This window comes from Planctomycetota bacterium (genome assembly GCA_021414025.1).
In the GTDB taxonomy this organism is placed as follows: Bacteria; Planctomycetota; Phycisphaerae; order Phycisphaerales; family SM1A02; genus SYAC01.
This window is the reverse complement of record JAIOPG010000007.1, coordinates 69,220-92,102: the sequence shown is the minus strand read 5'-3', so window position 1 is coordinate 92,102 and position 22,883 is coordinate 69,220. Positions and strand designations below refer to the sequence as shown.

General features: G+C 65.2%; 17 protein-coding genes and 1 tRNA gene. 6 read left to right on the top strand and 12 right to left on the bottom strand.

Annotated features, from left to right (window positions below; translation table 11 throughout):
• Positions 1 to 35: 35 nt before the first annotated feature.
• The gene (locus K8R92_09510; GenBank protein ID MCE9620132.1) at positions 36 to 1,211 is read right to left on the bottom strand and encodes an anhydro-N-acetylmuramic acid kinase; all 1,176 of its coding nucleotides are present in this window, start codon (positions 1,209 to 1,211) and stop codon (positions 36 to 38) included.
• A 68-nt stretch (positions 1,212 to 1,279) separates the two neighbouring features.
• On the opposite strand from K8R92_09510, the gene K8R92_09505 reads away from it, so the two are divergent.
• Together K8R92_09505 and recA are read left to right on the top strand one after the other, a co-directional pair.
• Positions 1,280 to 2,257: an SDR family oxidoreductase gene (locus K8R92_09505; protein ID MCE9620131.1), complete on the top strand. Its 978-nt coding sequence runs from the start codon at positions 1,280 to 1,282 to the stop codon at positions 2,255 to 2,257.
• A gap of 468 nt (positions 2,258 to 2,725) precedes the next feature.
• A complete protein-coding gene (recA, locus tag K8R92_09500; protein ID MCE9620130.1) occupies positions 2,726 to 3,853 on the top strand; it encodes a recombinase RecA in 1,128 nt (375 codons plus the stop codon).
• 38 nt (positions 3,854 to 3,891) lie between these two features.
• Here the strand turns inward: recA and K8R92_09495 are convergent, their stop codons facing one another.
• Positions 3,892 to 5,328 carry an NAD-dependent succinate-semialdehyde dehydrogenase gene (locus K8R92_09495; protein MCE9620129.1) on the bottom strand — a complete coding sequence of 479 codons (1,437 nt, stop codon included), beginning with the start codon at positions 5,326 to 5,328 and terminating at the stop codon, positions 3,892 to 3,894.
• 37 nt (positions 5,329 to 5,365) lie between these two features.
• On the opposite strand from K8R92_09495, the gene K8R92_09490 reads away from it, so the two are divergent.
• From K8R92_09490 to K8R92_09475, 4 genes are read left to right on the top strand one after another with little or no spacing between them, the layout of a single operon-like run.
• Positions 5,366 to 5,638 carry a WXG100 family type VII secretion target gene (locus K8R92_09490; protein MCE9620128.1) on the top strand — a complete coding sequence of 91 codons (273 nt, stop codon included), beginning with the start codon at positions 5,366 to 5,368 and terminating at the stop codon, positions 5,636 to 5,638.
• A 25-nt stretch (positions 5,639 to 5,663) separates the two neighbouring features.
• Positions 5,664 to 6,293, top strand: coding sequence for a hypothetical protein (locus K8R92_09485; GenBank protein ID MCE9620127.1), 630 nt, complete (start codon positions 5,664 to 5,666; stop codon positions 6,291 to 6,293).
• Positions 6,290 to 6,520, top strand: a complete 231-nt coding sequence (locus K8R92_09480) for a hypothetical protein (protein ID MCE9620126.1) — start codon at positions 6,290 to 6,292, stop codon at positions 6,518 to 6,520. The genes K8R92_09485 and K8R92_09480 overlap by 4 nt, the downstream gene beginning before the upstream one ends.
• Positions 6,521 to 6,564: 44 nt before the next feature.
• A complete protein-coding gene (locus K8R92_09475; GenBank protein ID MCE9620125.1) occupies positions 6,565 to 10,440 on the top strand; it encodes a cell division protein FtsK in 3,876 nt (1,291 codons plus the stop codon).
• A gap of 23 nt (positions 10,441 to 10,463) precedes the next feature.
• Here K8R92_09475 and K8R92_09470 read toward each other — a convergent pair whose 3' ends face one another.
• The 10 genes from K8R92_09470 to K8R92_09425 all read right to left on the bottom strand — a co-directional run bounded on the left by K8R92_09470 (position 10,464) and on the right by K8R92_09425 (position 22,861).
• On the bottom strand, positions 10,464 to 11,639 hold the full coding sequence (locus K8R92_09470; protein MCE9620124.1) for a cysteine desulfurase: 1,176 nt from the start codon (positions 11,637 to 11,639) through the stop codon (positions 10,464 to 10,466).
• A 96-nt stretch (positions 11,640 to 11,735) separates the two neighbouring features.
• A tRNA-Leu gene (locus K8R92_09465) sits at positions 11,736 to 11,819 on the bottom strand.
• Between the two features lie 95 nt (positions 11,820 to 11,914).
• Positions 11,915 to 13,846 carry an RNA polymerase sigma factor RpoD gene (gene rpoD, locus K8R92_09460; protein ID MCE9620123.1) on the bottom strand — a complete coding sequence of 644 codons (1,932 nt, stop codon included), beginning with the start codon at positions 13,844 to 13,846 and terminating at the stop codon, positions 11,915 to 11,917.
• A 52-nt stretch (positions 13,847 to 13,898) separates the two neighbouring features.
• Complete coding sequence (gene dnaG, locus K8R92_09455; protein ID MCE9620122.1) at positions 13,899 to 15,824, bottom strand: DNA primase; 1,926 nt, start codon at positions 15,822 to 15,824, stop codon at positions 13,899 to 13,901.
• 448 nt (positions 15,825 to 16,272) lie between these two features.
• Positions 16,273 to 16,554 carry a 50S ribosomal protein L28 gene (locus K8R92_09450; protein MCE9620121.1) on the bottom strand — a complete coding sequence of 94 codons (282 nt, stop codon included), beginning with the start codon at positions 16,552 to 16,554 and terminating at the stop codon, positions 16,273 to 16,275.
• A gap of 85 nt (positions 16,555 to 16,639) precedes the next feature.
• Positions 16,640 to 17,044 (bottom strand): GAF domain-containing protein, encoded by a 405-nt coding sequence (locus K8R92_09445; GenBank protein ID MCE9620120.1) that lies wholly within the window; start codon positions 17,042 to 17,044, stop codon positions 16,640 to 16,642.
• Between the two features lie 85 nt (positions 17,045 to 17,129).
• Positions 17,130 to 18,563, bottom strand: coding sequence for an ATP-dependent Clp protease ATP-binding subunit ClpX (clpX, locus tag K8R92_09440; GenBank protein ID MCE9620119.1), 1,434 nt, complete (start codon positions 18,561 to 18,563; stop codon positions 17,130 to 17,132).
• Positions 18,564 to 18,703: 140 nt separating this feature from the next.
• On the bottom strand, positions 18,704 to 19,030 hold the full coding sequence (locus tag K8R92_09435) for an SHOCT domain-containing protein (protein MCE9620118.1): 327 nt from the start codon (positions 19,028 to 19,030) through the stop codon (positions 18,704 to 18,706).
• 12 nt (positions 19,031 to 19,042) lie between these two features.
• Positions 19,043 to 20,572 carry a trigger factor gene (gene tig / locus K8R92_09430; protein ID MCE9620117.1) on the bottom strand — a complete coding sequence of 510 codons (1,530 nt, stop codon included), beginning with the start codon at positions 20,570 to 20,572 and terminating at the stop codon, positions 19,043 to 19,045.
• A gap of 141 nt (positions 20,573 to 20,713) precedes the next feature.
• A complete protein-coding gene (locus K8R92_09425; GenBank protein MCE9620116.1) occupies positions 20,714 to 22,861 on the bottom strand; it encodes a glutamine synthetase III in 2,148 nt (715 codons plus the stop codon).
• Between the last annotated feature and the right edge of the window lie 22 nt (positions 22,862 to 22,883).

Here is a 22,883-nt window from a genome sequence, read left to right as displayed (position 1 = left end):
AGAACTCCTTGGGCTTGGTGCCGATTTTGATTTGGTTAAGATTGTGTTTCGTCTCTGGGCAGGCACCAGAGTCCGTCGCGGCAATTGGATGCGCCGCGATGTGTGACGCTGGAGAGCGTGGTTGGATAACCGTCCCACGCCAGCGCGGCCAGCACCGCCATCGCCACCGACTCCCGCGCGGAGACATGGATCGCCGCGGCGACCTGCGTGTTGTAGACCGGCTGGTTGACGAACTCAGCGATTTTTTGTGCCAGCGTGGCATTGAGCGCCCCGCCTCCGGCCAGCAGCACCTCCTGCGACGGCGTGGCGCTGGAGGTGATCGACGTGGCGATCGCCCGCGCCAGGGCGTTCACCGCGGTCGCCAGCAGGTCGCACGAGGTCAGCTGAGAAGCCCATTGATTGACCCATTCGAAGCCCTCGTCGCCGCTGCCGAGGGAGCGGTTCTGGGCCGTCAATTTCTTCAGAGACTGGGTCAGGGCGCTCTCGGCCGCGGGGTGGACGCTGCCCTTGGCGGCGTTGCTTCCTTCAGGATCGAAGTCAATGTCCAGAGCCAGCTTGGCGGCGTGGTCGAGGATGTGATTGCAGGGGCAGACGTCGCAGCCGCTGATCTTGGCGGGGTCGTCCACGCTCGAGGGCAGCCAGGTGATGTTGCAGAAACCGCCCAGGTTGACGATGGTCCGCGGGCGATGCCCACGGAACAGGATCCAGTCGGCCAGAGGGGTGATGGGCGCGCCCTGTCCGCCCGCGGCCAGGTCGGCGCCGCGCAGGTCGCTGGCAACCGGACAGCCCAGAGCCCGCGCCACCGGATAGGGATTGATGATCTGCCACGAGAGTGGCGGCGCGTGGAAAATGGTCTGCCCATGCAGGCCCGCCACCTTGACCGAGACGGTGGTTCCGGCGCTGCGGTTGTAATTCTTGAGCAACTCCGTGGCGCAGGCGGCGTGGAAATTTCCAAAGTCCAGGGCCAGTCGCAGGAAGTCGCCCGCTGAAAACGACTTGCCCAGCGAGGCGGCGCGCAGCCGCGGTCGCAGCGGGCCCAGGTCGAAGGTCTGGTGGTGCAGCAGCGAGGCGTGCGAGCAGAGTCCGCGGTCCTTGATCTCCACCAGCGCCAGGTCGAGCGCGTCGAGGCTCGTGCCGGTCATCGCTCCAAGGGCCACGCGCGGACTCGACTGAGCCGCTTCGAGCGTTGAGCTGGAGGAGAGCCGTTCCACGAGGGCATCCTCCCCGCCCGGATCCGTTCCGTCGAGCAGTTTTGGAGGGGTTTCGCTACATTTACTCCATGCGAAAACGAATTCTGGTCACAGGTGGCGCGGGATTTCTCGGTTCGCACCTGTGCGACCGCCTGGTCAAGGCGGGCCACGAGGTCATCTGCCTGGACAACTTCTTCACCAGTCACCGGGGCAACGTCGAGCACCTGATCGGCAAGACCAATTTCGAGCTGGTCCGCGCCGACGTGACCAATCCCGTCCAGTTTGAGGTGGATCAGATCTACAACCTGGCCTGTCCCGCGGCGCCCGGCCACTACCAGTACAACCCCATCAAGACGCTCAAGACCAGCGTGATGGGGGCGCTGAATGTGCTCGGCCTCGCCCGGCGCGTGCGGGCACGCGTGCTGCAGGCGAGCACCAGCGAGGTCTACGGCGATCCCAAGGTCCATCCGCAGGTGGAGACCTATTGGGGACACGTCAATCCGATCGGGCCGCGCGCCTGCTACGACGAGGGCAAGCGCGCCGCCGAGACGCTCTTCTTCGACTACCACCGGATCAACAAGGTGCCCATCCGCGTGGCGCGCATCTTCAACACCTACGGGCCGCGCATCCATCCCTTCGACGGCCGCGTGGTGAGCAACTTCATCCGTCAGGCGGTGGCGGGGCAGGACATCACACTCTTCGGTGATGGCAGCCAGAGCCGCAGCTTCTGCTATGTCGACGACTTGGTGGAGGGCCTGATGAAGCTGATGGACGCGCCGGATGCATGCACGGGTCCGGTGAACCTGGGCAACGCCAACGAGTTCACGGTGAAGCAGCTGGCGGAAAAAATCGTCGCCATCACGGGAACGAAATCCAAGATCGTCACCGGCCGGCCGCTTCCCGCGGACGATCCATCGCGTCGGCAGCCGGACATTTCGCTGGCAAAAAAGGCGCTCGGTTGGGAGCCCAAGGTTTCCCTGGATGATGGATTGCGTCGCACCATCGAGTGGTTCAAGACCATCGACCTGACCGATTACCGCCCGCCCACGCCGAATTTTGTGACTTAAGGGAAAAAGGGCCGCCATTTTCGAAATCGACTGAATGGGGGGTAGATTTCACGCAAGAATTCAACCCTAAAAATTACCGAACAAAGGGTTGACGAGCCGATTGGATTCAGGTACCTATCAGATACCGAACAGATGATTCTGCATTGGAGCAGGTCAGATGCGAGGGAAAATCAATGTTCAGGCGGTTTCAAACTCGTTTCTCAAAAAGAAACAATGACCAAGGAAGGTGACACAATGGTTTCAGCAAACACAGTCGCAGCGGATGCAAAGGGCGGAGTCATGAACGGATCGGGCAAGGACGCGAAGTCGGATCCGCGCGCGGCCACGGCCGCCGGTACGGGGAATTCGAGAATCTCGTCAGGAAATCCAGGCGCGGCCGTGGCGTCGAGCCCCGAGTCCGCTACAAATCGTCAAGCAGCGAAACCCGCCGCAGCGATTGGCGGAGCCAGCGCAACGGAAAGGCCAGGCATGTCCAAGCAAGTCATCGAGTCGAAGTCCGAACCCAAGTCCGACAAGGCTTCCACGGCCAAGGAGAGCGCCAAGGAATCCAGCGATCAGAAGGCCCGATTTAAAGCCATCGATCAGGCGATGGGCCAGATCGAGAAGGCCTATGGCAAGGGAAGCATCATGCGCCTCGACGGCAATCTTCCTGCGCCGATCCAGGGCATCTCCACCGGCGCGCTGAGCCTGGATCTCGCCCTGGGCGGACGCGGACTGCCGCGCGGACGCGTGGTCGAGATCTTCGGGCCGGAGTCCAGCGGAAAGACCACGCTGGCGCTCACAGCCATCGCCAACACGCAGCGCGAAGGGGGCGTGGCCGCGTTCATCGACGCCGAGCATGCGCTGGATCCCTCATGGGCGAAGCGCATCGGCGTGAATCTGGATGAAATTCTCGTTTCGCAACCGGACACGGGCGAGCAGGCGCTGGAAATCTGCGAAATGCTGGTCCGCTCCAACGCCGTCAACATGGTGGTGATCGACTCGGTCGCGGCGCTGATTCCGCGGGCCGAGATTGAAGGCGAAATGGGCGACAGCCACATGGGGCTCCAGGCCCGCCTGATGAGCCAGGCTCTTCGCAAGCTGACCGGCGCCATATCCAAGAGCGATTGCGTCGTGGTGTTCATCAACCAGCTCCGCGAAAAAATCGGCGTCATGTTCGGCAGTCCCGAGACGACGACCGGCGGCCGCGCGCTCAAGTTCTACGCCTCGGTCCGCATCGACATTCGCCGGATCGGCCAGATCAAGGAAGGCGATCGCATCGTCGGCAACCGGGTGAAGACCAAGGTGGTCAAGAACAAGATGGCCCCGCCATTCCGCGAGGCGGAGTTTGACATCATGTTCGACGAGGGCATCTCGACCTCGGGCGACGTGCTGGACATGGCGGTGAACGAGGGCGTGGTGGAGAAGAGCGGCTCGTGGTTCAGCTACGGACCGACCCGTTTGGGCCAGGGCCGCGAAGGCGCCAAGCTCTTCCTGCGGGAGAACCTGACGCTTCTGGACGAGATCCGCAAGACGGTCATGGCCAAGCGCCTGGCCAATCCCGCCGGCACTCCCGTGAAGCTGAAGGATGAAGCCGAGAGCGACGACGACGATTGACGCGCACGCGGGGAATAGGCGGTTCTCGACGGAGCCGCCTATTCCCGCGATCGAATCGCCAGATATTGCGTGGCGACATATTCCATCAGGCCCCAGACGCCGCCTTCGCGGCCGAATCCGCTCCACTTCACACCGCCGAAGGGAGCGCGGGCGTTGCTGGGTGCCGCTTCGTTGACGCCGATCACGCCGCACTGCAATTGCTCAGCGACGTGGCGCGCGGTGTCGGAAGCGCCGAAGACATAGCCCGCAAGACCCCAGGGGCTGGAATTCGCGACCTCGATCGCCTCATTCGGTGAACCGACGCCCATGATTGGTACCACGGGGCCGAAGGTCTCCTCGCGGTAGCAGAGCATGTCCGGATTGCATTCGGCGATCACCGTGGGCTGGAAAAAGCGATCGGGGCGGTCGGGAAGTTTCGCGGTCTTTCCGCCGCACAGGATCTTGCCGCCGCGAGCCATCGCGTCCGCCACATGGGAGCGGACCTTGGCCACGGCCGCTTCGTTGATGAGCGGTCCGATCTGTGAACCCTCCTCCATGCCCGGGGCGACCTTCAGGCTTGCTGCGGCGAGCGCGACGCGCCGGCCGAACTCGCCGGCGATGGAGTGATGCACCAGGAAACGGTTCGGACAGATGCAGGTCTGGCCCGCGTTGCGGAACTTGGCTTGCACGGCGCCCTGCACGGCCAAGTCCAGATCGGCGTCCTCGAGCACCAGGAAGGCCGCGTGACCACCGAGCTCCATCGAGCAGCGGACCAGTTGCTTGGCGGATTGCTCAAGAAGAATCCTCCCGGTTTCGGTGCTGCCGGTGAAACTGAGCTTGCGGACACGGCCATCCTCGAGCCAGGCCGCGGCGATCTCGCGCGGCTCGCCGGTGAGCACGTGCAGGCAGCGCGGCGGCAGCTCGCTCTCAAGCAGAATCTCAGCCAGGGCAAAGGAGGAGAGCGGAGTTTCCTCGGCGGGTTTGGCCAGTTGGACGCAGCCGGCCGCCAGGGCGGGGGCCGCCTTGCGCGCCAGCATCGCCAGCGGAAAGTTCCAGGGGGTGATCGCAGCGCAGACTCCGATGCCCCTCATCCGCACGACCCCGCGAACGCCGGGCCGCTTCAGGGGCGCTTCGACATCGCGGAGCATGCGGATTTCGTGGGCGGCGCTGGAGAAATAATCCGCGGCGTACTGCACTTCAAGGCGGGCCTCGGCCAGCGGCTTGCCGCATTCCAGAGTGATGATGTTGGCCAGTGAATCCAGCTTGGCAGCCATCAGCGCCGCGGTCCTCTCCAGGATGCCGGCGCGATGATCCGGCGCTTCGGCCTCCCACTCGGGCTGGAACGCAAAGGCGGAATCCAGCGCCGCCCGCGCCTCGGCCGCGCCACACATCGGCACCGCGGCGATGACCTCGTCGGTGGCGGGGTTGCGGACCTCGAAGCGCCGCCCCGAAACGGACTCCCTCCACTGACCGTCGATCAAATTCCGCGTTTCCATGGGCGCTCCAAGCGTACACTTGGCCCAGAGGTGACCCATGGCCAAAGCAATTGTCGATCCCAACGAGCTCCGTCGATTCGCCGCCGACCTGAAGAAATTCAATAGTGACGTGCAGACTCAGATGTCGCGCGTCGGGGCCTCGCTGGGCGGACTGCAGCAGACTTGGCGCGACCAGGAGCAGGTGAAGTTCTCCGAGGAGTTCGAGCAGACCATGCGGGCACTGCAGAAGTTTGTCAAGGCCTGCGACACGCACATCCCGTTCCTGGTCCGCAAGGCGGAGCGCATCGAGGAATACCTGAACCAGCGCTGACGGCGCCGCACCGCCGAGACTCTCCATGGATCCGCAGCAGGCCAATCTCCAGTCGATCGACGTGCTCGAGCGGACCCGCGCCGCCTTCATCCGCTGCCGCGAGGAGGTGGGCTTGGCGCTCTCCGAGGCCGACACCGAGGTCGATCGCATGGTGACCTGGCTGCAGAACGACCGCGTCAACTATTGGCGCAACCGCATCAACCGCCTGCGCGAGGACCTGAACAACGCCCGCAGCGCCCTCTTTCGCAAGGAGACGGTGGTCAGCAGCAAGGACTCCAAGCCCAGCACCGTGGACGAGCGCAAGACGCTGGCCAAGGTGAAGGCGATGCTCGAAGATGCCGAGAAGCGCGCCGCCCGCACCCGGACCTGGGCCCAGGCCTTCCCCCGCGAGCAGGCGCTCTACAAGGGGGGCACCTCCGCGGTCTCCGCGATGCACGATCGCGACCTGCCCGCGGCCATCGTCGCGCTGGGCAAGATGGCGGTGTCGATCGAGCGCTACGTCCGCGGCGAGCCGCCCGATCTGACCAAGCTGCTCGAGGATGAGATCGCGCAGAGCGAGAAGACTACCAGCATGCGGCGCGGCGCCGGCGAGGCGCCCGCATCCGTTGATGAGGGCGCGAACGAGACGACGAAGGAAGAGGAGCGCCCCTCATGAGCGTCGAGGGCGGACGGCAGCGACTCTACGGCGCCTTGAAGGAATTCCGCATCAAATGGTCGGAATCCGAGAGCCAGTGGAAGGACCAGGCCTCGCAAACGCTGGAAAAGAAATACGTTGTGCCCCTGGAGGCCAGCGGCAAGTCCGCCATCCAGGCCATGGAAGTCATGCGCGATCTGATCGCCCGGATCCGCAGCGATTGCAACGATCCCAACGCGCTCCAGTAGCGCCGGCCGGGTCGGGAACGAATCCACTTGTACGATAGACCGCAGTGATCGACGCACCACCGGACATCGAGCATCCCGATCCCCTGAAGGAGTGCGGAAGGCGCTGGACGCTGCTGCGCAAGGCTTGCCATGAGTACGCCCAGTCGCTGGCGGGATCGCGCGAGAAAATGCTGAAGCTGCGCGAGGCGGAGCTGTCGCGCCACCAGATTGAGCTGAACCGCATCGAGCAGGAGCGGCAGCAGCGCGCCGACGAATGCGAGAAGATCCGCGAGGAGGGTCTGCGCGTCGCCGGCGCGGAGGCCGATCAGGAGCTCAAGAACATCGAGGATGGGGCTCGAGTCCGCGCCGAGGAGATCAAGAACAATCTCCGCGAGAATCAGCATTCCAGCAAGCAGCACATGGAGGAGGCCATCTGGCTCGCCGAAAGCGTGCTGGAAACCGGGGAGGCGGCCCCGCGCGTCGAATTCGAGGAGACCCGCAGCCGCATCGTCCACCTGCAGACCACGCTGAAGGAATCACTCGCCGCGGCCCTGGTGCAATTGAGGCGATTTCGCCAGACCCGCCCGCCGCCGCACCCGGTCGACTTGAATTTTTCGCCCAAGGCGTGCGAAGGGATCCTCACCACCCAGGCCGGGATCGCCATGGATGCGGTCGAGCGCTTTCGCAAGCTGAAGATTCCCGGGCTGCTGCGCGGACCGATCCTCCTGGTTCCCTCGATCCTTCTCACCGGAACCCTGACGGGAGTCGCGGCCATGGCGGGCGTGCGCGGCCTGCCCTTGCTGGGGGCGCTCGGCGCGGGCGTGGTGCTGAGCTTGGTCGGCATCAGCGCCCTCTGGTTCATGGCGCGCACGCAGGTTCGTCGCGCCTGGATTCCGATCTCGATCGCCGAGCAGATGGGCGCTGCGGCCGGCGAGGCCGCCTTGAAGCTTGCGGCCGATCAGCGCCGCGCCGCGACGGCCGCCGCGGTCGCCACCCGTGACCGCGAAGTGAAGGCCGCGAAGGAGAAGTGGAAGCCCATCATCGAGGATCTGCAGGAGAAGAGCCGCACGGCGCTGCACCAGGCGCGTCGGCAGCGCGACGAGCAGCTCGCCACGGTCGGGGCCCGCAAGGCGAAGCGTCTCCAGGAGATCGAGGCCGTGGCGCAGGCCGCCCGCGCGTCGTACGAAAAGGTCGAGAAAAGCGCGGCTTCGGCGGAAAAGAAAAAGACCGCCGAGAACCGGGCGGAACTGGACGCGATCGAGCAGACTCACGCGGCGCAGCGCAGTGCCGCATGGCTGAAGCAGCGGGATGCCTTCAAGGATTGGACTGCGGTCATGGAGGAGAAGGGCAAGTCGCTGATGGCGGATTGGCAGGCGTCGGCTCGCGAGGACAATCTGCCCGGGCACATCTCGGAGGGCCTGGCGTTCGGCCGGTTGAAGCTCGACCTCGCGTCGGTTGCCGACGGCATGCCCGCCGAGCCTGATTGCGCCTGGAGTCCGTCGGCGGACGCGCCGCCCTCATGGGAGATACCCGCCTTCCGCCCTCTGCCCGAGGCGCCTTCGCTCCTGGTGGAGACCCCGCTTTCAGGTCGCGACAAGGGGCTGGAGATGATCCAGAGCGCGGCGCTGCGATTGCTCACGCAGGCGCCCCCCGGCAAGGTGCGCTTCTACTTCTTCGACCCCGTCGGTCTGGGCCAGAGCTTCGCCGGTTTCATGCACCTGGCCGACGAAATGGAGTCGCTGGTGGGGGAGCGCATCTGGAGCGAGCCGCGCCACATCGAGCAGAAGCTGACCGACCTGACCGAGCACGTCGAAACCGTGATCCAGAAGTACCTGCGCGACGAATTCGACACGATCGCGGACTACAACCTGCAGGCGGGTGAGCTGGCCGAGCCGCTGCGCGTGATCGTCTTCGCCGACTTTCCCGCGGGCCTGAGCGATGCCGGCAGCAAGCGCTTCGCCAGCCTGCTGCAGTCCGGGGCGCGCTGCGGCATCCACTTCCTGCTGCTGCGCGATCCCGCCCAGCCGCTTCCCGCCCAGATCAAGGAGGAGGAGCTGCTGCAGCGCTGCCAGCGCATTCAGTGGAAGCAGGATCGCTTTGTGGTCGACGCACCCGGGCTCGAGGACGTTCCCTTTATCCCCGCCACCATGCCGGCAGCCGCGCTGCTGCAGACGGTGCTGAAAAGCGTCGGACGCGCGGCGAAGGCGGGCTCACGCGTCGAAGTTCCCTTCCAGGCCATCGAGCCCGGCAAGGAGCAGCGCTGGAGCTCCTCCAGCGCCAAGATGCTGCGCGTGCCGGTGGGCCGCAGCGGCGCCAACAAGTTGCAGTACGTGGAGATCGGCGAGGGCACGCGACAGCATGTGCTGCTCGCCGGCAAGACCGGCTCCGGCAAAAGCACGTTGCTGCACGCCCTCATCACCAATGTGGCGCTCTGGTATTCGCCCGACGAGGTCGAGCTCTGGCTGATCGACTTCAAGAAGGGAGTCGAGTTCAAAGCCTACGCGACCAACGGGCTGCCCCATGCACGGGCGGTGGCGGTGGAAAGCGACCGCGAGTTCGGCCTGAGCGTGCTGCAGGGTCTCGACGCCGAGCTCAAGCGCCGCGGCGACCTCTTCCGCATGGCGGGCGTGCAGGATCTCGCCGCGTGGCGGCTGCTGGGCAAGCCCGATCCGATGCCGCGCACGCTGCTGATCGTCGACGAGTTCCAGGAGCTTTTCGTGGAGGAGGACAAGGTGGCCCAGGACGCCTCGCTGCTGCTGGACCGCCTGGTCCGCCAGGGCCGCGCCTTCGGCATGCACGTGATCCTGGGCTCGCAGACCCTGGGCGGCACCTACGCGCTGCCGCGCACCACGATGGGGCAGATGGGCATCCGCATCGCGCTGCAATGCAACGAAGCCGACTCGGCCATGATCCTCTCCGATGACAACACCGCGGCGCGCCTGCTTTCGAGGCCGGGCGAGGCGATCTACAACGACGCGGGCGGATTGATCGAAGGCAACAGTCCCTTCCAGGTGGTGTGGCTCACCGATGTCCAGCGCGACGAACGGGTGCGCGATCTGGCCACAGCCGCCCGCACCCGCGGCGTTGCCGACCGCAAGATGATCGTCTTCGACGGAACCGCATCGGCCCGCATCGAACAGTGCCAGCCGCTCAAGGAGCTGATTGCCAAGCCGCCTGCGTCGGGCGTGCCCGCGCTGCAGTTCTTCGTCGGGAATCCGGTGGCGATCCGCAACGCCAGCTCGGTCACGTTCCGCCGGCAGTCGGGGGCGAATCTCATCGTCGTCGGCCAGCGCGAGGACGTCGCCACGGGCTTGAGTGTGGCGGCGCTGGCCAGTTTCGCGGCGGCGACCCGAACCTTGCCCGGGCGGGTCGTGCTGCTCGACGGCACCACACCCGATTCACTCACGACGGGCGCGCTGCAGGCCGCCGTCGAGACGCTCAAGCTGAAGGCCGAGCTTCCCGGCTACCGCGACACCGACGCCGCCATCATCCAGCTGGGTGTCGAAGTCGCCCGGCGCGTCGCGGAGGGCCGGCAGGATCAGCCGCCGATCCTGCTGATGATCCACGGACTGCAGCGATTCCGCACTCTCCGCAGGGACGAGGACGATTTTTCCGTCTCCACGGACGGCCCGCCCAAGCCGGACAAGGTCTTCGGAGGAATCCTGCGCGACGGCCCCAGCGTCGGCGTTCATGTGGTGGCGTGGGCCGACACGGCGCCGAGCCTGCAGCGCTGCATCGACCGCAACGCGCTGCGCGAGTTCGACAGCCGCATCCTGATGCAGATGAGCGCCGTGGACTCGAGCTACCTGATGGACATGCCCACGGCCTCGCGCCTTGGGGCCGACCGCGCCTTGATCTTCAGCGAGGAGAAGGGGGCCACCGAGCGCTTTCGTCCCTTCGAGATTCCCTCGACCGAAGTGCTCGCCGCGCTCTTCCACTGATAGAACTTTGGGCTGTGGAGCGCTCAGCGCCGGGCTCTGACCGCGGCGCCCGTGCTGGCATGGAGCTTCTTCACGCAGGAGCTGACGATGGCGGCGGCTTCAGCCAGTTCCTCGCGGGTCGTGAATCGCGAGAGGCTGAAGCGGATGCTGCCGTGGGCGAGCAGCGGCGGCACGCCCATGGCCAGCAGCACCGGCGAGGGGTCGAGTGACCCGGAACTGCACGCGGCGCCGGCGCTGGCGCAGACCCCCCGGTCGGAAAGCGCCAGCAGAATCGCCTCCGCCTCGAGCTGGGGAAATGCGATGTTGCTGGTGTTCCAGAGTCGTGGAGCTGCGGCGCCGTTGACCACGGCGTCCGGCAGAGCGGATCGAATCGATTTCTCAAATTCATTTTTCATCAACTCCATGGCGAGCCGGTCCGCGGAGAGGAGCCACGCCATGGATGCCTCGGCGGCGGCAGCGAAGCCGGCGATCCCCGGAACATTTTCGGTTCCGCCGCGACGATCGCGTTCCTGCGGTCCGCCCACCACCTGGGGTGACAGACCGACGCCGCGGCGGACGAACAGGGCTCCGGCCCCCTTGGGTCCATGCATTTTGTGCGCGGAAAAGGTGGCCAGGTCCGCGCTCGACAAGGACACATCGAAGGGAACCCGTCCGGCGGATTGGGTCGCGTCGGTGTGGAAGAGAATTCCATGCTCCCGGCACAAGGCTCCGACCTCGCCCGCGGGAAGGAGGACGCCGGTCTCGTTGTTGGCGGACATGAGAGACACCAGCGCGAGCTCCTTGGCATGCTTTGTCAATACATCGCGCAGGTGATCGAGATCGACGGCGCCCGTGCCGGAATGCTGGATCCAATGGACCTTGCATCGGCCCTCGGACTCCAGGCGTTCCGCCAGGTTTCGGACCGCAGCATGCTCAAGCCGGCTGGTGACGATCGCGCTCTTCTTGGGGTGCGCCTCCAGCACCCCGTGCAAGGCCAGCGCCACGGACTCGGTGCCCCCGGAGGTGAAGATCAGTTCACGATCCGAACAGTCAATCAGCCGGGCGACGACTTCGCGGGCCCGCTCGATCAGCGACCGCGCGGCTTGGCCCAGACGGTGGACGCTGCTGGGATTGCCCCAGTTCTCCTCCAGCGCCTCGCGCATCGACTCCACGACCGCTGGCAGCGGCATGGTGGTCGCGTTGTTATCCAGATAGATCACAGGGCAAGGGTAGGGCCGTGGCGAGGCGCCGCAAACACACCGCGGTCACGCCCCTCAAAAACACCGGAAGCCCGGCCAAGGACCGGGCTTCGGGAATGCGGATGAGAGGAATCGAACCTCCATGGGTGTGACCCCACAAGAACCTGAATCTTGCGCGTCTGCCAATTTCGCCACATCCGCAAGAGGGCAAAGTGTACTCAGCCGCCTTTGGGCTTGCCTGCCGCTGAAAAACAACCTTCCGAAGGGCCTTGCCCAAGCGGGCAGGGCCATGTCCGTCAATCCTCGGAGTCGTCGGGCACATCCTCGCCGGTGTCGAGCACTTCGCCGTCGCCGGCGTCGTCCCCGTCATCCTGAGAAACCAGGAAGCTGGAGAGCCGCTGGCTCCGCACCGGATGCTGCAGCTTCTTCAGGGCCTTGCTCTCGACTTGGCGCACGCGCTCGCGGGTGACCTTGAAGATGCGTCCCACTTCCTCGAGGGTGTAGGTGTATCCGTCGCCGATGCCGTAGCGCAGCTTCAGAATTTCTCGCTCTCGGTAGGTGAGGGTCTTGAGCACGTCGTTGATGCGCTGGCGCAGCAGCTCGTTGCTGGCCGCCTCGGACGGGCTCGACTGCCGCTCGTCCTCGATGAAGTCGCCGAAGTGGCTGTCCTCGCTCTCGCCCACGGGGCGGTCGAGCGAGATCGGATGGCGGCTGATCTTCATCACGCGGCGCACTTCCTCCGCGGGCATCTTGGCCTTGGCCGCGATCTCCTCGCCGGTGGGCTCGCGCCCCAGCTCCTGCAGCAGGTGCTTCTGGATGTTGCGCAGCTTGCTCATGGTCTCGATCATGTGCACCGGAACGCGGATCGTCCGCGCGTGGTCCGCGATGGCGCGGGTGATCGCCTGGCGGATCCACCAGGTCGCGTAGGTGCTGAACTTGTAGCCGCGCTGGTATTCGTACTTGTCCACGGCGCGCATCAGGCCGGTGTTGCCCTCCTGGATGATGTCCAGGAAGGGGAGTCCGCGGTTGCGATACTTCTTGGCGATGCTGACCACCAGGCGGAGGTTGCCGCCGGAGAGGTCGCGCTTGGCCTGCTCGTACTCGCCGAAGACGCGCTCGATCGCCTTCATGCGAGCCTCGAGCTCCTCGGGCTCCTCGAACACGATGGAGCGCAGGCCGGAGAGCTCTTCGCGCATCACGATCTGGTCCTCGGGGTCGAATCGCTCCGGGAATTTCTCGGCCTTCTGCAGCTGACGGATCAGCTCGCGCATCTTGCGGTGGATGGACTGCAGGCGGCGCATCAGCGGCTGGATGCGGCCGGTGCGCAGGCAGCACTCCTCCAGCAGCGTGGTCACCTTGCGGCGGCGCAGGCGCAGCTCGCTCCGAATGGCGCTCTTGCGCTCCGCGGAGATCGACGAGTCCTCGAGTTGGTTCCACTGCCGCTCGTTGAGCACGATCAGCTTGGCGATGGTCTCCACGTTGACCGGAATCCGCGCCGCGATCTTGCCCTTGGCGTCCTCCTCGGCGGTGGAGATGCGCATGGTCCGGTCGAAGGGCAGCTTGCCGTCGCGCACCTGCTTGAGCGTCTCGGTCGCCAGGCGGGCCACGTAGTCGCTCTCGAGCGTCTTGCGGCGGAAGATCATGCGGGTGGTCTCGATCTTCTTGGCCAGCCGGATCTCCTGCTCGCGGGTCAGCAGCGGGATGGTTCCCATCTGCGTGAGGTACATGCGGATGGGATCGTCGATGCGCTTGCTGCCCTGCTCGGCGAGGGCCTGCTCCAGGATCGCCTGTGCCTCCGCGTCGTCGAGGATCTCATCGTCCAGCTCCGCCGGATCGGGTCCCGCCTTGGTGGAGGGAACCTCCACGACATCCTTGACCTGCTTGGGAAGCTTGGGCTGCGTGCCCGCGCCGAGGATCGGCGCCGGCGGCGGTCCCTGGATGGCGGCCGGAACCGAGATCGCCTTCTCCTTGCGGTGCTTGGGATTGTCGCGGTGGAACTTCAGGTTGGTCTGCAGCGGCGCGTCGATCGGCGTCAGCTTGTTGCGCTGCACCTCGACCTCGTCCATCATGTCGATGCCATTCTCGCTGAGCAGAACAAAGAGCTCGTCGATCCGGTCGGCGTTGACGAACTCATCCGGCAGGCAGGTGTTGAGTTCCTCGTAGCTAATCCACTTCCGCTGCTTTCCGGTCTCGACCAGGCGGCGAAGGGTGGCTTTCAGATCTTTGATGGCAAGGCTCACGGTTCAGCTCCAATTCTCTGTGAAAGGGTGGAAAAATCGGTCAAGAGAGATCCGCAGACGTTCGCGTCGCGGTTTCAGTTCGCGCGTCATTTCGTGCATTTCGGGCGATGGCGGTGGGGTTATGGCCTCCTCGGCGCAATTGCGCAAGGCGGGCGTCGGCGTCGACTGGGTCCAGGAATCTTTTCGAGTCCGGCGCCGGTTCGGCGTCGTGCAAGAGGCGGTCGAATTCAGCGGCGGTGCGGCGAACGGCCTCCGAGGGATCCGTCGCCTCGTGGCGTCCGCTTCCCATCTGGAACAGCTCGACGCAGAGGCCCTTCAGTCCGGGATCGTCGGTGTCGGCCTGCACGTCCTGCACGTGGAAGGGTCGTCCGGATTCAAGCCGTTCCACGAGCAGATTCCAGATCTGGCGCAGATCGGCCTGCTCGAAATGCTCCGGAGTGAACGCCTCGGAAACAGGCAGAAGGCCCTCTTCGCCCAGGGCCACGCGGACCTGCGCGGCGTCCGGGTCGGCCATGAGGGCCGCGAGGAAATTCCGCTCCGCGGTCCGGCGGGCGCGCTGCCGGGCGCTGGAGGGCGGAGCCGGGGCGGCCGGGGCCGGCGCGGTGTCGTTCAATTTCAGCTCGGAGCGCGACTGCGGCATCGCCTGTTCGAGCGTGCGCGCCGCGACGCCGGTGAGCTTGGACAACTCGGTCATCACGAAGCTGCGGCGGATCGGCTCCATCGATCGAAATCCCAGCTCGCCGAGTTTGCGCAACAGTTCCTGCAGGCGCTGCTGCTTCGCCGACATGCCCTCGGAGGATTGGAGGTTGGCCTTGAATCGGCGCACCATCCAGGAGAGGGCCTCTTCGCCTCGGGCCAGCGCCGCGTGGAACTCTTCCAGGCCGTTGGCTCGTTGCAGCAATTCGTCGGCATCCAGGCCGTCGGGCAGGGTGGCGATGCGAACGTCGACCGGGACCGCCAGGAAGGTCTCCACGGCGCGGTCGGCGGCGCGCTCGCCGGCGAGGTCGGGATCGAACACCACGGTGATGCGCTCGGCCATGCGCTGCAGGGAGCGCGCGTGATCCCTGGTGAGGGCCGTGCCCAGGGTGGCCACGACATTGGTCACGCCAGCCTGGTGCAGGGCGACCGCGTCGACGTAGCCCTCCACCACGATCGCGTGCTTGGTCTCGATGATGGTGCGCCGCGCCCGGTGCAGGGCGTAGAGCGTGCGGCCCTTGGAAAACAGCGGGGAATCAGGGCTGTTCAGGTACTTGGGCTCGTCGTTGGGATCGAGGCGGCGGGCGCCCAGGGCGATCGGATTTCCGAGCTCGTCGTGGATGGGAAAGAGCAGGCGGTTGCGGAAGCCATCCATCGGGCCGCGCTGTCCGCTGCGGATCAGGCCCAGGGCCTCGAAGCTCTCGCGCGGAATCTTCTCGCCGGTGTTGGCGTTGTGCTTGGCCAGGCGCTCGACCTGGCGCACGAGATGATCCCAGCCTTCCGGAGCGGCGCCCAACTGGAACGCCTCGCGGGTCTCGGCGCTGAGCGAACGGTCATCCAGATGAGAGCGCGCCGCGGCGCCCAGCGTGTCGTCGGCCAGGCAGCGCTGGTAGAACTTGACGGCCGCGGCCATGGCCTTGCGGAGCAGCTCCTTGCTGGTGGCGGGATTCTTGGGGGCGTCATCGCGCGTGTCGCGCAGGGCGATGCCGCACTTCTGTCCCAGGAACTTCAGCGCCTCCCGGAACTCCATCTTGTGGTAGTTCATCGCGAAGTCGATGGCGTTTCCGGCAGCGCCGCAGGCGAAGCACTTGTAGAAGGCGCTTCCCTTGTGGGTCACCACCGCCAGGCTCGGCGACTTGTCGTCATGGAATGGACAAAGCCCCACGTGCTCCCGGCCGCGTGGCTTGAGAGAAACGTGCTCGCCGATCAGGGACACAAGGTCGGTTGCGTCCAAAATGAGATCGCGATCGCTTTGTTGCGAAGTCACCATCGCCTGCTTTCATTCAAAAGAACCACCTGCAATGCAAGACCCGTCCATGGGTTTGCCGCGGAACCACCGAGAGCCTTTCAAGGCCGCGACCTTGAAAAACCTCCGCCGATGCGAGCATCGAGCGGCGTTTTTCCCGTGGAAGAGCCGTTCTGAGCGCGGGACTCCCGTGCTCAAAACCTTCAACCACCGGACCAAACGGACCTACAACTGGGTCCAACATTCGCTCGGCAGGCAGGTTTGCTTGTGAAATGCGTTTGTGGATCGACCTTGATCCTGCATAGTCATCGAAGCCTTGATTCGCCGAGGGACGGGGAAAGTTACGCCGAAAAATCCCGAAGTCAATGATGAAACCTGAACAATTGCTCAAAAAACGCCATTGAAGGGCAAAAATAGAGCCAAATCGGGGTTATTCACCGACGGGACAATTCCATGCCGCGAGATTCAGGAATCAGACGCCGGCGGCGGCTTCTTTGCGAGGTCGCGTGTAGACGAACTTGCGGCGAAGGGGCTTCTCGACCAGTCCGGAGCGGATCGCGCGAACACTGGCCTTGATGCGGGTGGGCTTGCCATCGATGACCGCCGTGACATTCTGCAGATTCGGCTTGAATGTCCGCTTTTTCACGCTGGTGGTCTTGATGCCGACTCCGCCAAGGTACTTCGCCTTGCCGCGTCGCTTGAGAACATTTCCAGAAGATGTCTTGGATCCGGTGAAGTGGCAGACGCGTGGCATGATTCGATCTCCTCGTTGGGTCGTCGAGTGTACTGGAAACGGGATCGGGGGTGCAAGTGATAGGCCGATGTTTTCAGCCGGAATTTCAAGATTTCACGGTCAAATGAGCAAGTTCAAGCAGGGTCTCAACGATCCGGGCGTCGCCCTCGTTGAAGCTGCCGACCTCGAAACTGTCCAGGTCGAGGACCCCCCAGGGGCGGCCGCCGGCTTCAAGGCAGGGAACGACCAGTTCGCTCCGGTCCCTCGGATCGCAGGCGATGTAGTCCTTGCCAAGTTCCGCGACATCGCGCACCACAAGGGTCTTGCCGGTCTTGAAGCAGGAGCCGCAGGCGCCGTGCAACCCGATGGGGCTGCAGGCCGGCTTGGGTTCGCGTTCCGCCAGCAGCATGCAGGTGGCGGAAGCGTCCGGTGCGTCAGCTTCGTAGAAACCCATCCAACTCACGCCGCAATCCCTGAGCCGGGGCCACGCGGCGTCCAGGAAAAGGCGCATGAGCCTCCGGCGATCCGCAGATGCGCGCGACATCCGCGCGAGTTCCAATTCGATGTCCCGCCAGGGCCGCGCGCTGGCCATGGCGCTACGCGGTTTCTTTGATCAGGTGCCGGATCGACTTCAGTGAAGTCTTTTCCGTGATCGCCTTGGCGTCGAGCGTGTAGACGGCGTTCACGTTGTCCATCTCAGGCAGGTGGTACATCAGCTCGAGCAGGATCTCGTCGAGCACCGCGCGGAGGGCGCGGGCTCCGGTCTTGCGCTGTAGAGCGCGGTCGGCGATGAGCTCCAGCGCGTCCTGGGTGAAGACCAGGTCGGCGCCCTCGAGCCGGAAGAAGTGCTGGAACTGCTTGATCAGCGCGTTCTTGGGCTCGGTGAGGATGTTGATCATGGCCTTGCGGTCCAGCGGCATGAGCGGGCAGAGGATGGGCAGGCGGCCGACGAGCTCGGGGATCATCCCGTACTCGAGCACGTCGTCGGGGGTGATCTGCGAGAGCAGTGCGGCGATCTCGGCCTCGCGGTTGGTGGTGGCGACCTCGTTGGAGAAGCCGATGCGGCGCTGGCCGATCCGCTTCTTCACGATGTTCTCGATGCCGTCAAAGCTGCCGCCGCAGATGAAGAGGATGTGCGTGGTGTCCATCTGGATGTACTGCTGCTCCGGATGCTTCCGGCCGCCCTGGGGCGGGACGTTGGCCACGGTGCCCTCGAGCATCTTGAGCAGGCTCTGCTGCACGCCCTCGCCGCTCACGTCGCGGGTGATGGAGACGTTCTGGTTGGTCTTGCCGATCTTGTCGATCTCATCGATGTAGATGATGCCGCGCTGGGCGCTCTCCAGGTCGAAGTCCGCGGCCTGCAGCAGCTTGAGCAGGAGGTTCTCGACGTCCTCGCCGACGTAGCCGGCCTCGGTCAGCGTGGTCGCGTCGCCGATGGCGAAGGGCACGTTGAGGATGCGCGACAGGGTGCGGGCCAGCAGCGTCTTGCCGGTGCCGGTCGGTCCGATCAGCATCACGTTGCTCTTGTCCAGCTCGACGGGTGAATTCTCCAGGTCGATCTGCGTGAGCCGCTTGTAATGATTGTGCACGGCGACCGCAAGTGATCGCTTGGCGAGGTCCTGGCCGATGACGTACTGGTCGAGGAACTCCTTGATGGTGCGCGGCGTGGGAATCTGGCCGAACTGCGGGCGCGATCCGCGCACGCGCCGGGTCTCCTGCTTGAAGATGTTCTGGCAGAGGTCCGTGCAGTTGGAGCAGATGTAGACGTCGTTGGGGCCTTCCACCATTGGGCCCACTTCGCGGCTGGTCTTGCCGCAGAAGCTGCAGGTGGTCACCTTGCGGCCCTTGAAACCCGTGCCGTCACCGCCGGAGCCGCCGCTTGGAGGTCGTCCGCCCGACCCGCCGCCGGGAGGTCCGCCCGAGCCCGATCCTGAGGTCAGGTCGATGCCGTCGCGCTTGCGACCGGAGCCGCCGGCGTTCTGGTGCTCGTGTTCGGGACGGGAGGATTGTGGATTGGGCAATGGATTCATGATGGCGCCGGTGCGGACCGGCGTGGGTGCATTATGCACGGGGAGTCTACTGGGTCTAGTGCGATTCACCGGGGAAATGGAATGATCGGCGGAATGACCGGAACCCCTTCTCCTTATTGGACGGACCTTGGCGGCAGGAACTACCGATCCGGTGGTTTGGCGCCGGTTTTGCGGTCTGCACCATCGGCCGGCGGCGCAGAATGTCCCGCCGCGGGGTTGGCCTGGTGCATGAAGTTCGCCTTGGCCCGCTCGTATTCCTCCGGCGTGATCTCGCCGCGCTCCTTCAGCCGGCGCAGGTCATGCAGCGTGAATCCCTCAGCCGAGGCGTCGGAGGCATCGCTTGTCAACATCCGCCGCGCGGCGCTCATGATGAAACCGCCAATCACCGCCACCACGACCAGCGCTCCGAGCCATGGAAGAATCTGCCGGAACAGGTCGGTCGCGGCCAGCGTGGTGGGCACGGTCAACCCCGGAAAAGGCTACTTCTTCGCCTTGGAGGATTTCGAGGACTTGTCATCCGGCTTCTCGGATTTCGCGTGCGGAGCATGCGATTTCTCCGACTTCCCGTGATGGGCATGCGGCTTGTCGGCCGCCGGGGCCTTTCCCTTCAGGGCGGCGCGCTTGCCGGCGATCTGCTTGTTCTGCTCGTCGTTCCATTGCTCTGCGGGGATGTCGGTGAATTTCGCCTTCTCCAGGATGCGATCCGCGGTCTTGTGCTCGCGGATGGAGTGGGCGAGTTCGTTGAGCTTGCCGGCCTTCTCGATCTCGTTGCGCAGCTGGTCGGGACGCGTGCCGCGCTGCATGGCGATGCCGGCGATCCGGGCGTTGAGCTCGGCTTCGGTCACGTCGATCTTCATCTCCTCCGCGAGGCGGCCCAGGATGAAGAAGAGCTTCAGGCGGCGCTGCGTGTTGGCCTCGCTCTCGCCGCGGATCTCCGCGAGCTTGGTCTCGACCTCGTTGGGATCGACGCCGCGCTGCAGCAGGTCCATGCGGGCCATCTCGATGTTGCGGGTGCTCTGGGCCAGGGTCAACTTCTCCGGCAGCGGGAAGTCCACGGACTTGGCCAGGAAGGCGTAGACCTGCTCGCGCTCGGCGGAGCGCTGCTCGGCGTCGCGCTGGCGCTCCAGGGCAAGGCGCACCTGGCCCTTGAGGTTGTCGACGGTGTCGAGCGAGAGCTTCTCGGCCAGACCCTGCTCGGAGAGCGGGTCGATCCGGTCGGCGTCCTTGACCTGCAGCTCGATGCGGATGGAGGCGCCGCGAAGATCCTCGCGCTCATGCTGGTCGGGACCCGTGGTCTTGACGGTGATGTGGTCGCCGACCTTCTTGCCCTCGGTGCGCGGGCCCAGATCCTCGACCATCAGGCCGAGCAGCTGACCCTTGCCCTCGTCGGCGGTGTCCGGAATCACGACCAAGGCGCGGTCGTTGCTGAAGAAGGGCTCCTCTTCGCTGTTCTTGTAGGCCTTCACTTCGCAGAGCAGGCGGTCCAGCGGCTGGAAGGGGCCGGTGATACGCGCCGCGTTGCCGAAGCGGTAGCCCTGGCGCCGGATCTCGAGGTCGACATGCTCATCACCAATCTCAAAGATGGGCCGCTTGACCTCGATGCCGTCGGTGTTGGGAAGCTTGAATTCCGGGGCGACCTCCACCTCAATGCTGAAGGTGAAGGGCTTGCCGACCTCGATCGCCGCGTCGCGGCTTTCGGGGGCGATTTCGGGAGCGCCGACCGGCTGCAGCTTGTTCGCCTCGATCGCCTGGCCGTAGGCCTCCGAGAGGATCTGGTCGCGGGTCTCCTTCAGCAGCGCGTCGCCGAAGCGGCGCTGGAGCAGCTCGCGCGGGGCGCGGCCCTTGCGGAAACCCGGCAGCGCGGTCTCGTTCTTCAGGGAGCCGTAGCCGGTTTCGAGGCGCTCCTTCACGGCCGCGGCGGAGACCGTGACGGTGATGCGCTTGCGGGCCGGACCCGCATCTTCAATTTTGACCTGGTTGGTTTCGGCGATGGGGGCGGATGGGCTCATGGATCTCTCTTTTGAAAGGACTCACGCGAAAGCTTGAGGGCCGGAAAGTATATGAAAACGGACCCGTCGTGAGGGACGGGTCCGTCGATGAAACTTGGGTAATCGCCAAAAATCGTCGAATCGACGCAAAAAACTTCCGATTCAGCGGTTCAGCAGCATCTCGGCGTAGGTCGGCAGGGTCCAGAGCTCGTTGGGCACCCACGGCTCGATCGCGTCGCACGCCTGCCGGGTCTGGGTCATGGCCGGCACCACTTCGTCGCGCACCTGGCGCATGTGCTTGTTGGCGTCATCGACATGCCGCGCTTCCGACAGCTCCAATGCCGCCAAAGCGGCGCGAAGGCTGGAGACTTTCTTCATCCAGTCGCGAAGAGCGGCCTCGTCCTCGGGGCATTCCATGCCGGCCGCCTGGCTGGCTCCGACCACGTCGGCCAGCTCGGCCTGCCATTTGCTGGCCACGGGAAGCACGGTCTTCTTCACCATCGTGATGAGCGTGCGGGCCTCGATGCGGACCACCTTGACGTAGGTCTCGACGAGCACGTCGGCGCGGGCCTTCAGTTCCACCGGGGAAAGCACGCCGTACTTGGAGAAGAGGTCGCGCGCCGACTTGGTCGCGAAGCAGGGGAGGGACTCCGCCGTGCTCTGCATGTTGGGCAGGCCGCGCTTGGCGGCTTCCTTGTGCCAGGCCTCCGAATAGCCGTCGCCGTCGAAGCAGACGCGGCGGTGCTGCTTGACCAGGTCCTTGAGCACGGCGCGGACCGCGGATTCCATCTTGGCCTCCGAGGGATTCTTGCCGGCCTTCTTCTCGAGTTCGGTGGCGACATGGTCCAGGCTCTCGGCGATCATGGTGTTGAGCACGGTGTTGGGCCAGGCCACGCTCTGACTGCTGCCCACGGCGCGGAACTCGAACTTGTTGCCGGTGAAGGCGAAGGGGCTGGTGCGGTTGCGGTCGCTGGCGGCGCGGGGAAGCATGGGCAGCGTCTTCTCGCCCAGGTCCAGGCTGCCGCCGCGGATGGTCTTCTTCGGGCCGCCATTCTCGAGCTGGTCGAGGATGTCGGTGAGCATCGATCCGAGATAGATGCTCATGATGGCCGGCGGCGCCTCATTGGCGCCGAGACGGTGGTCGTTGGCGGCGCTGGCGATGCTGGCGCGGAGCAGGGCGGCGTTGGTGTCGACGGCGCGGATGATGGCGCAGAGGAAGGTGAGGAACTGCAGGTTGTTGTGGGTCTCCTCGCGCGGATCAAGCAGATTGACGCCGGTGTTGGTGGAGATGCTCCAGTTGTTGTGCTTGCCGCTGCCGTTGACGCCGGCGAAGGGCTTCTCGTGAATCAGGCACTCAAAGCCGTGCTGCCGCGCCGTGATGCGCAGGATGTGCATGCAGAGCATCTGGTGGTCCGCCGCGATGTTGGCGTTCTCGTAGGTCGGGGCCAGTTCGTACTGGCCGGGGGCGACCTCGTTGTGCCGGGTCTTCACGGGGATGCCCAGCTCGAAGAGCCGGGTTTCCGCGTCGGTCATGAAGCGAATGACGCGGTCGGGGATCGCCCCGAAATAGTGGTCGTCCAGCTGATGGCCCTTGGGGGCGGGAGCGCCGATCAGCGTGCGACCGGTGATCACCAGGTCGAGCCGCCGATTGAAGAGCTCGCGGTCGACCAGGAAATATTCCTGCTCGCAGCCGAGGGTGGTGATGACCTGGGTCACGCCGGTGTCGGTGCCGAAGAACTTCAGGATGCGCAGGGCCTGGTCGTTGACGGCGCGGATGGAGCGCAGCAGCGGCGTCTTCTTGTCGAGCGCCTCGCCGGTCCAGCTGACGAAGGCGGTCGGAATGCAGAGGGTGGTCACGCCGCTGGGATTGCGTAGCAGGAAGGCGGGGCTGGTCGCGTCCCATGCGGTGTAGCCGCGGGCTTCGTAGGTGTCGCGGATGCCGCCGGAGGGGAAGCTGCTGGCGTCGGGCTCGCCCTGGATCAATTGCTCGCCGGAGAGTTTCTCGATGGCGGTGCCGTCGCTGAGGATCGAGAGGAAGGCGTCGTGCTTCTCGGCGGTCATGCCGGTGAGCGGTTGGAACCAGTGGCAGTAATGGGTGGCCCCATTCTCGACGGCCCAATCCTTCATCGCCACGGCGACGGTGTTGGCCACGGCCGGATCGAGCGGGCGGCCGTCGCGGATGGTCCGCTGCAGGCTGGCATAGACGTCGCTGGGCAGGCGCTTGAGCATGGTGTCGCCGCAGAAGGTCAGGGTGGCAAAAACATCGCTGGCGCGGACGTGCTGGACGGTCTTGGAACTGTCATTGGACATGCGCATCTGGGACATTTCTTCT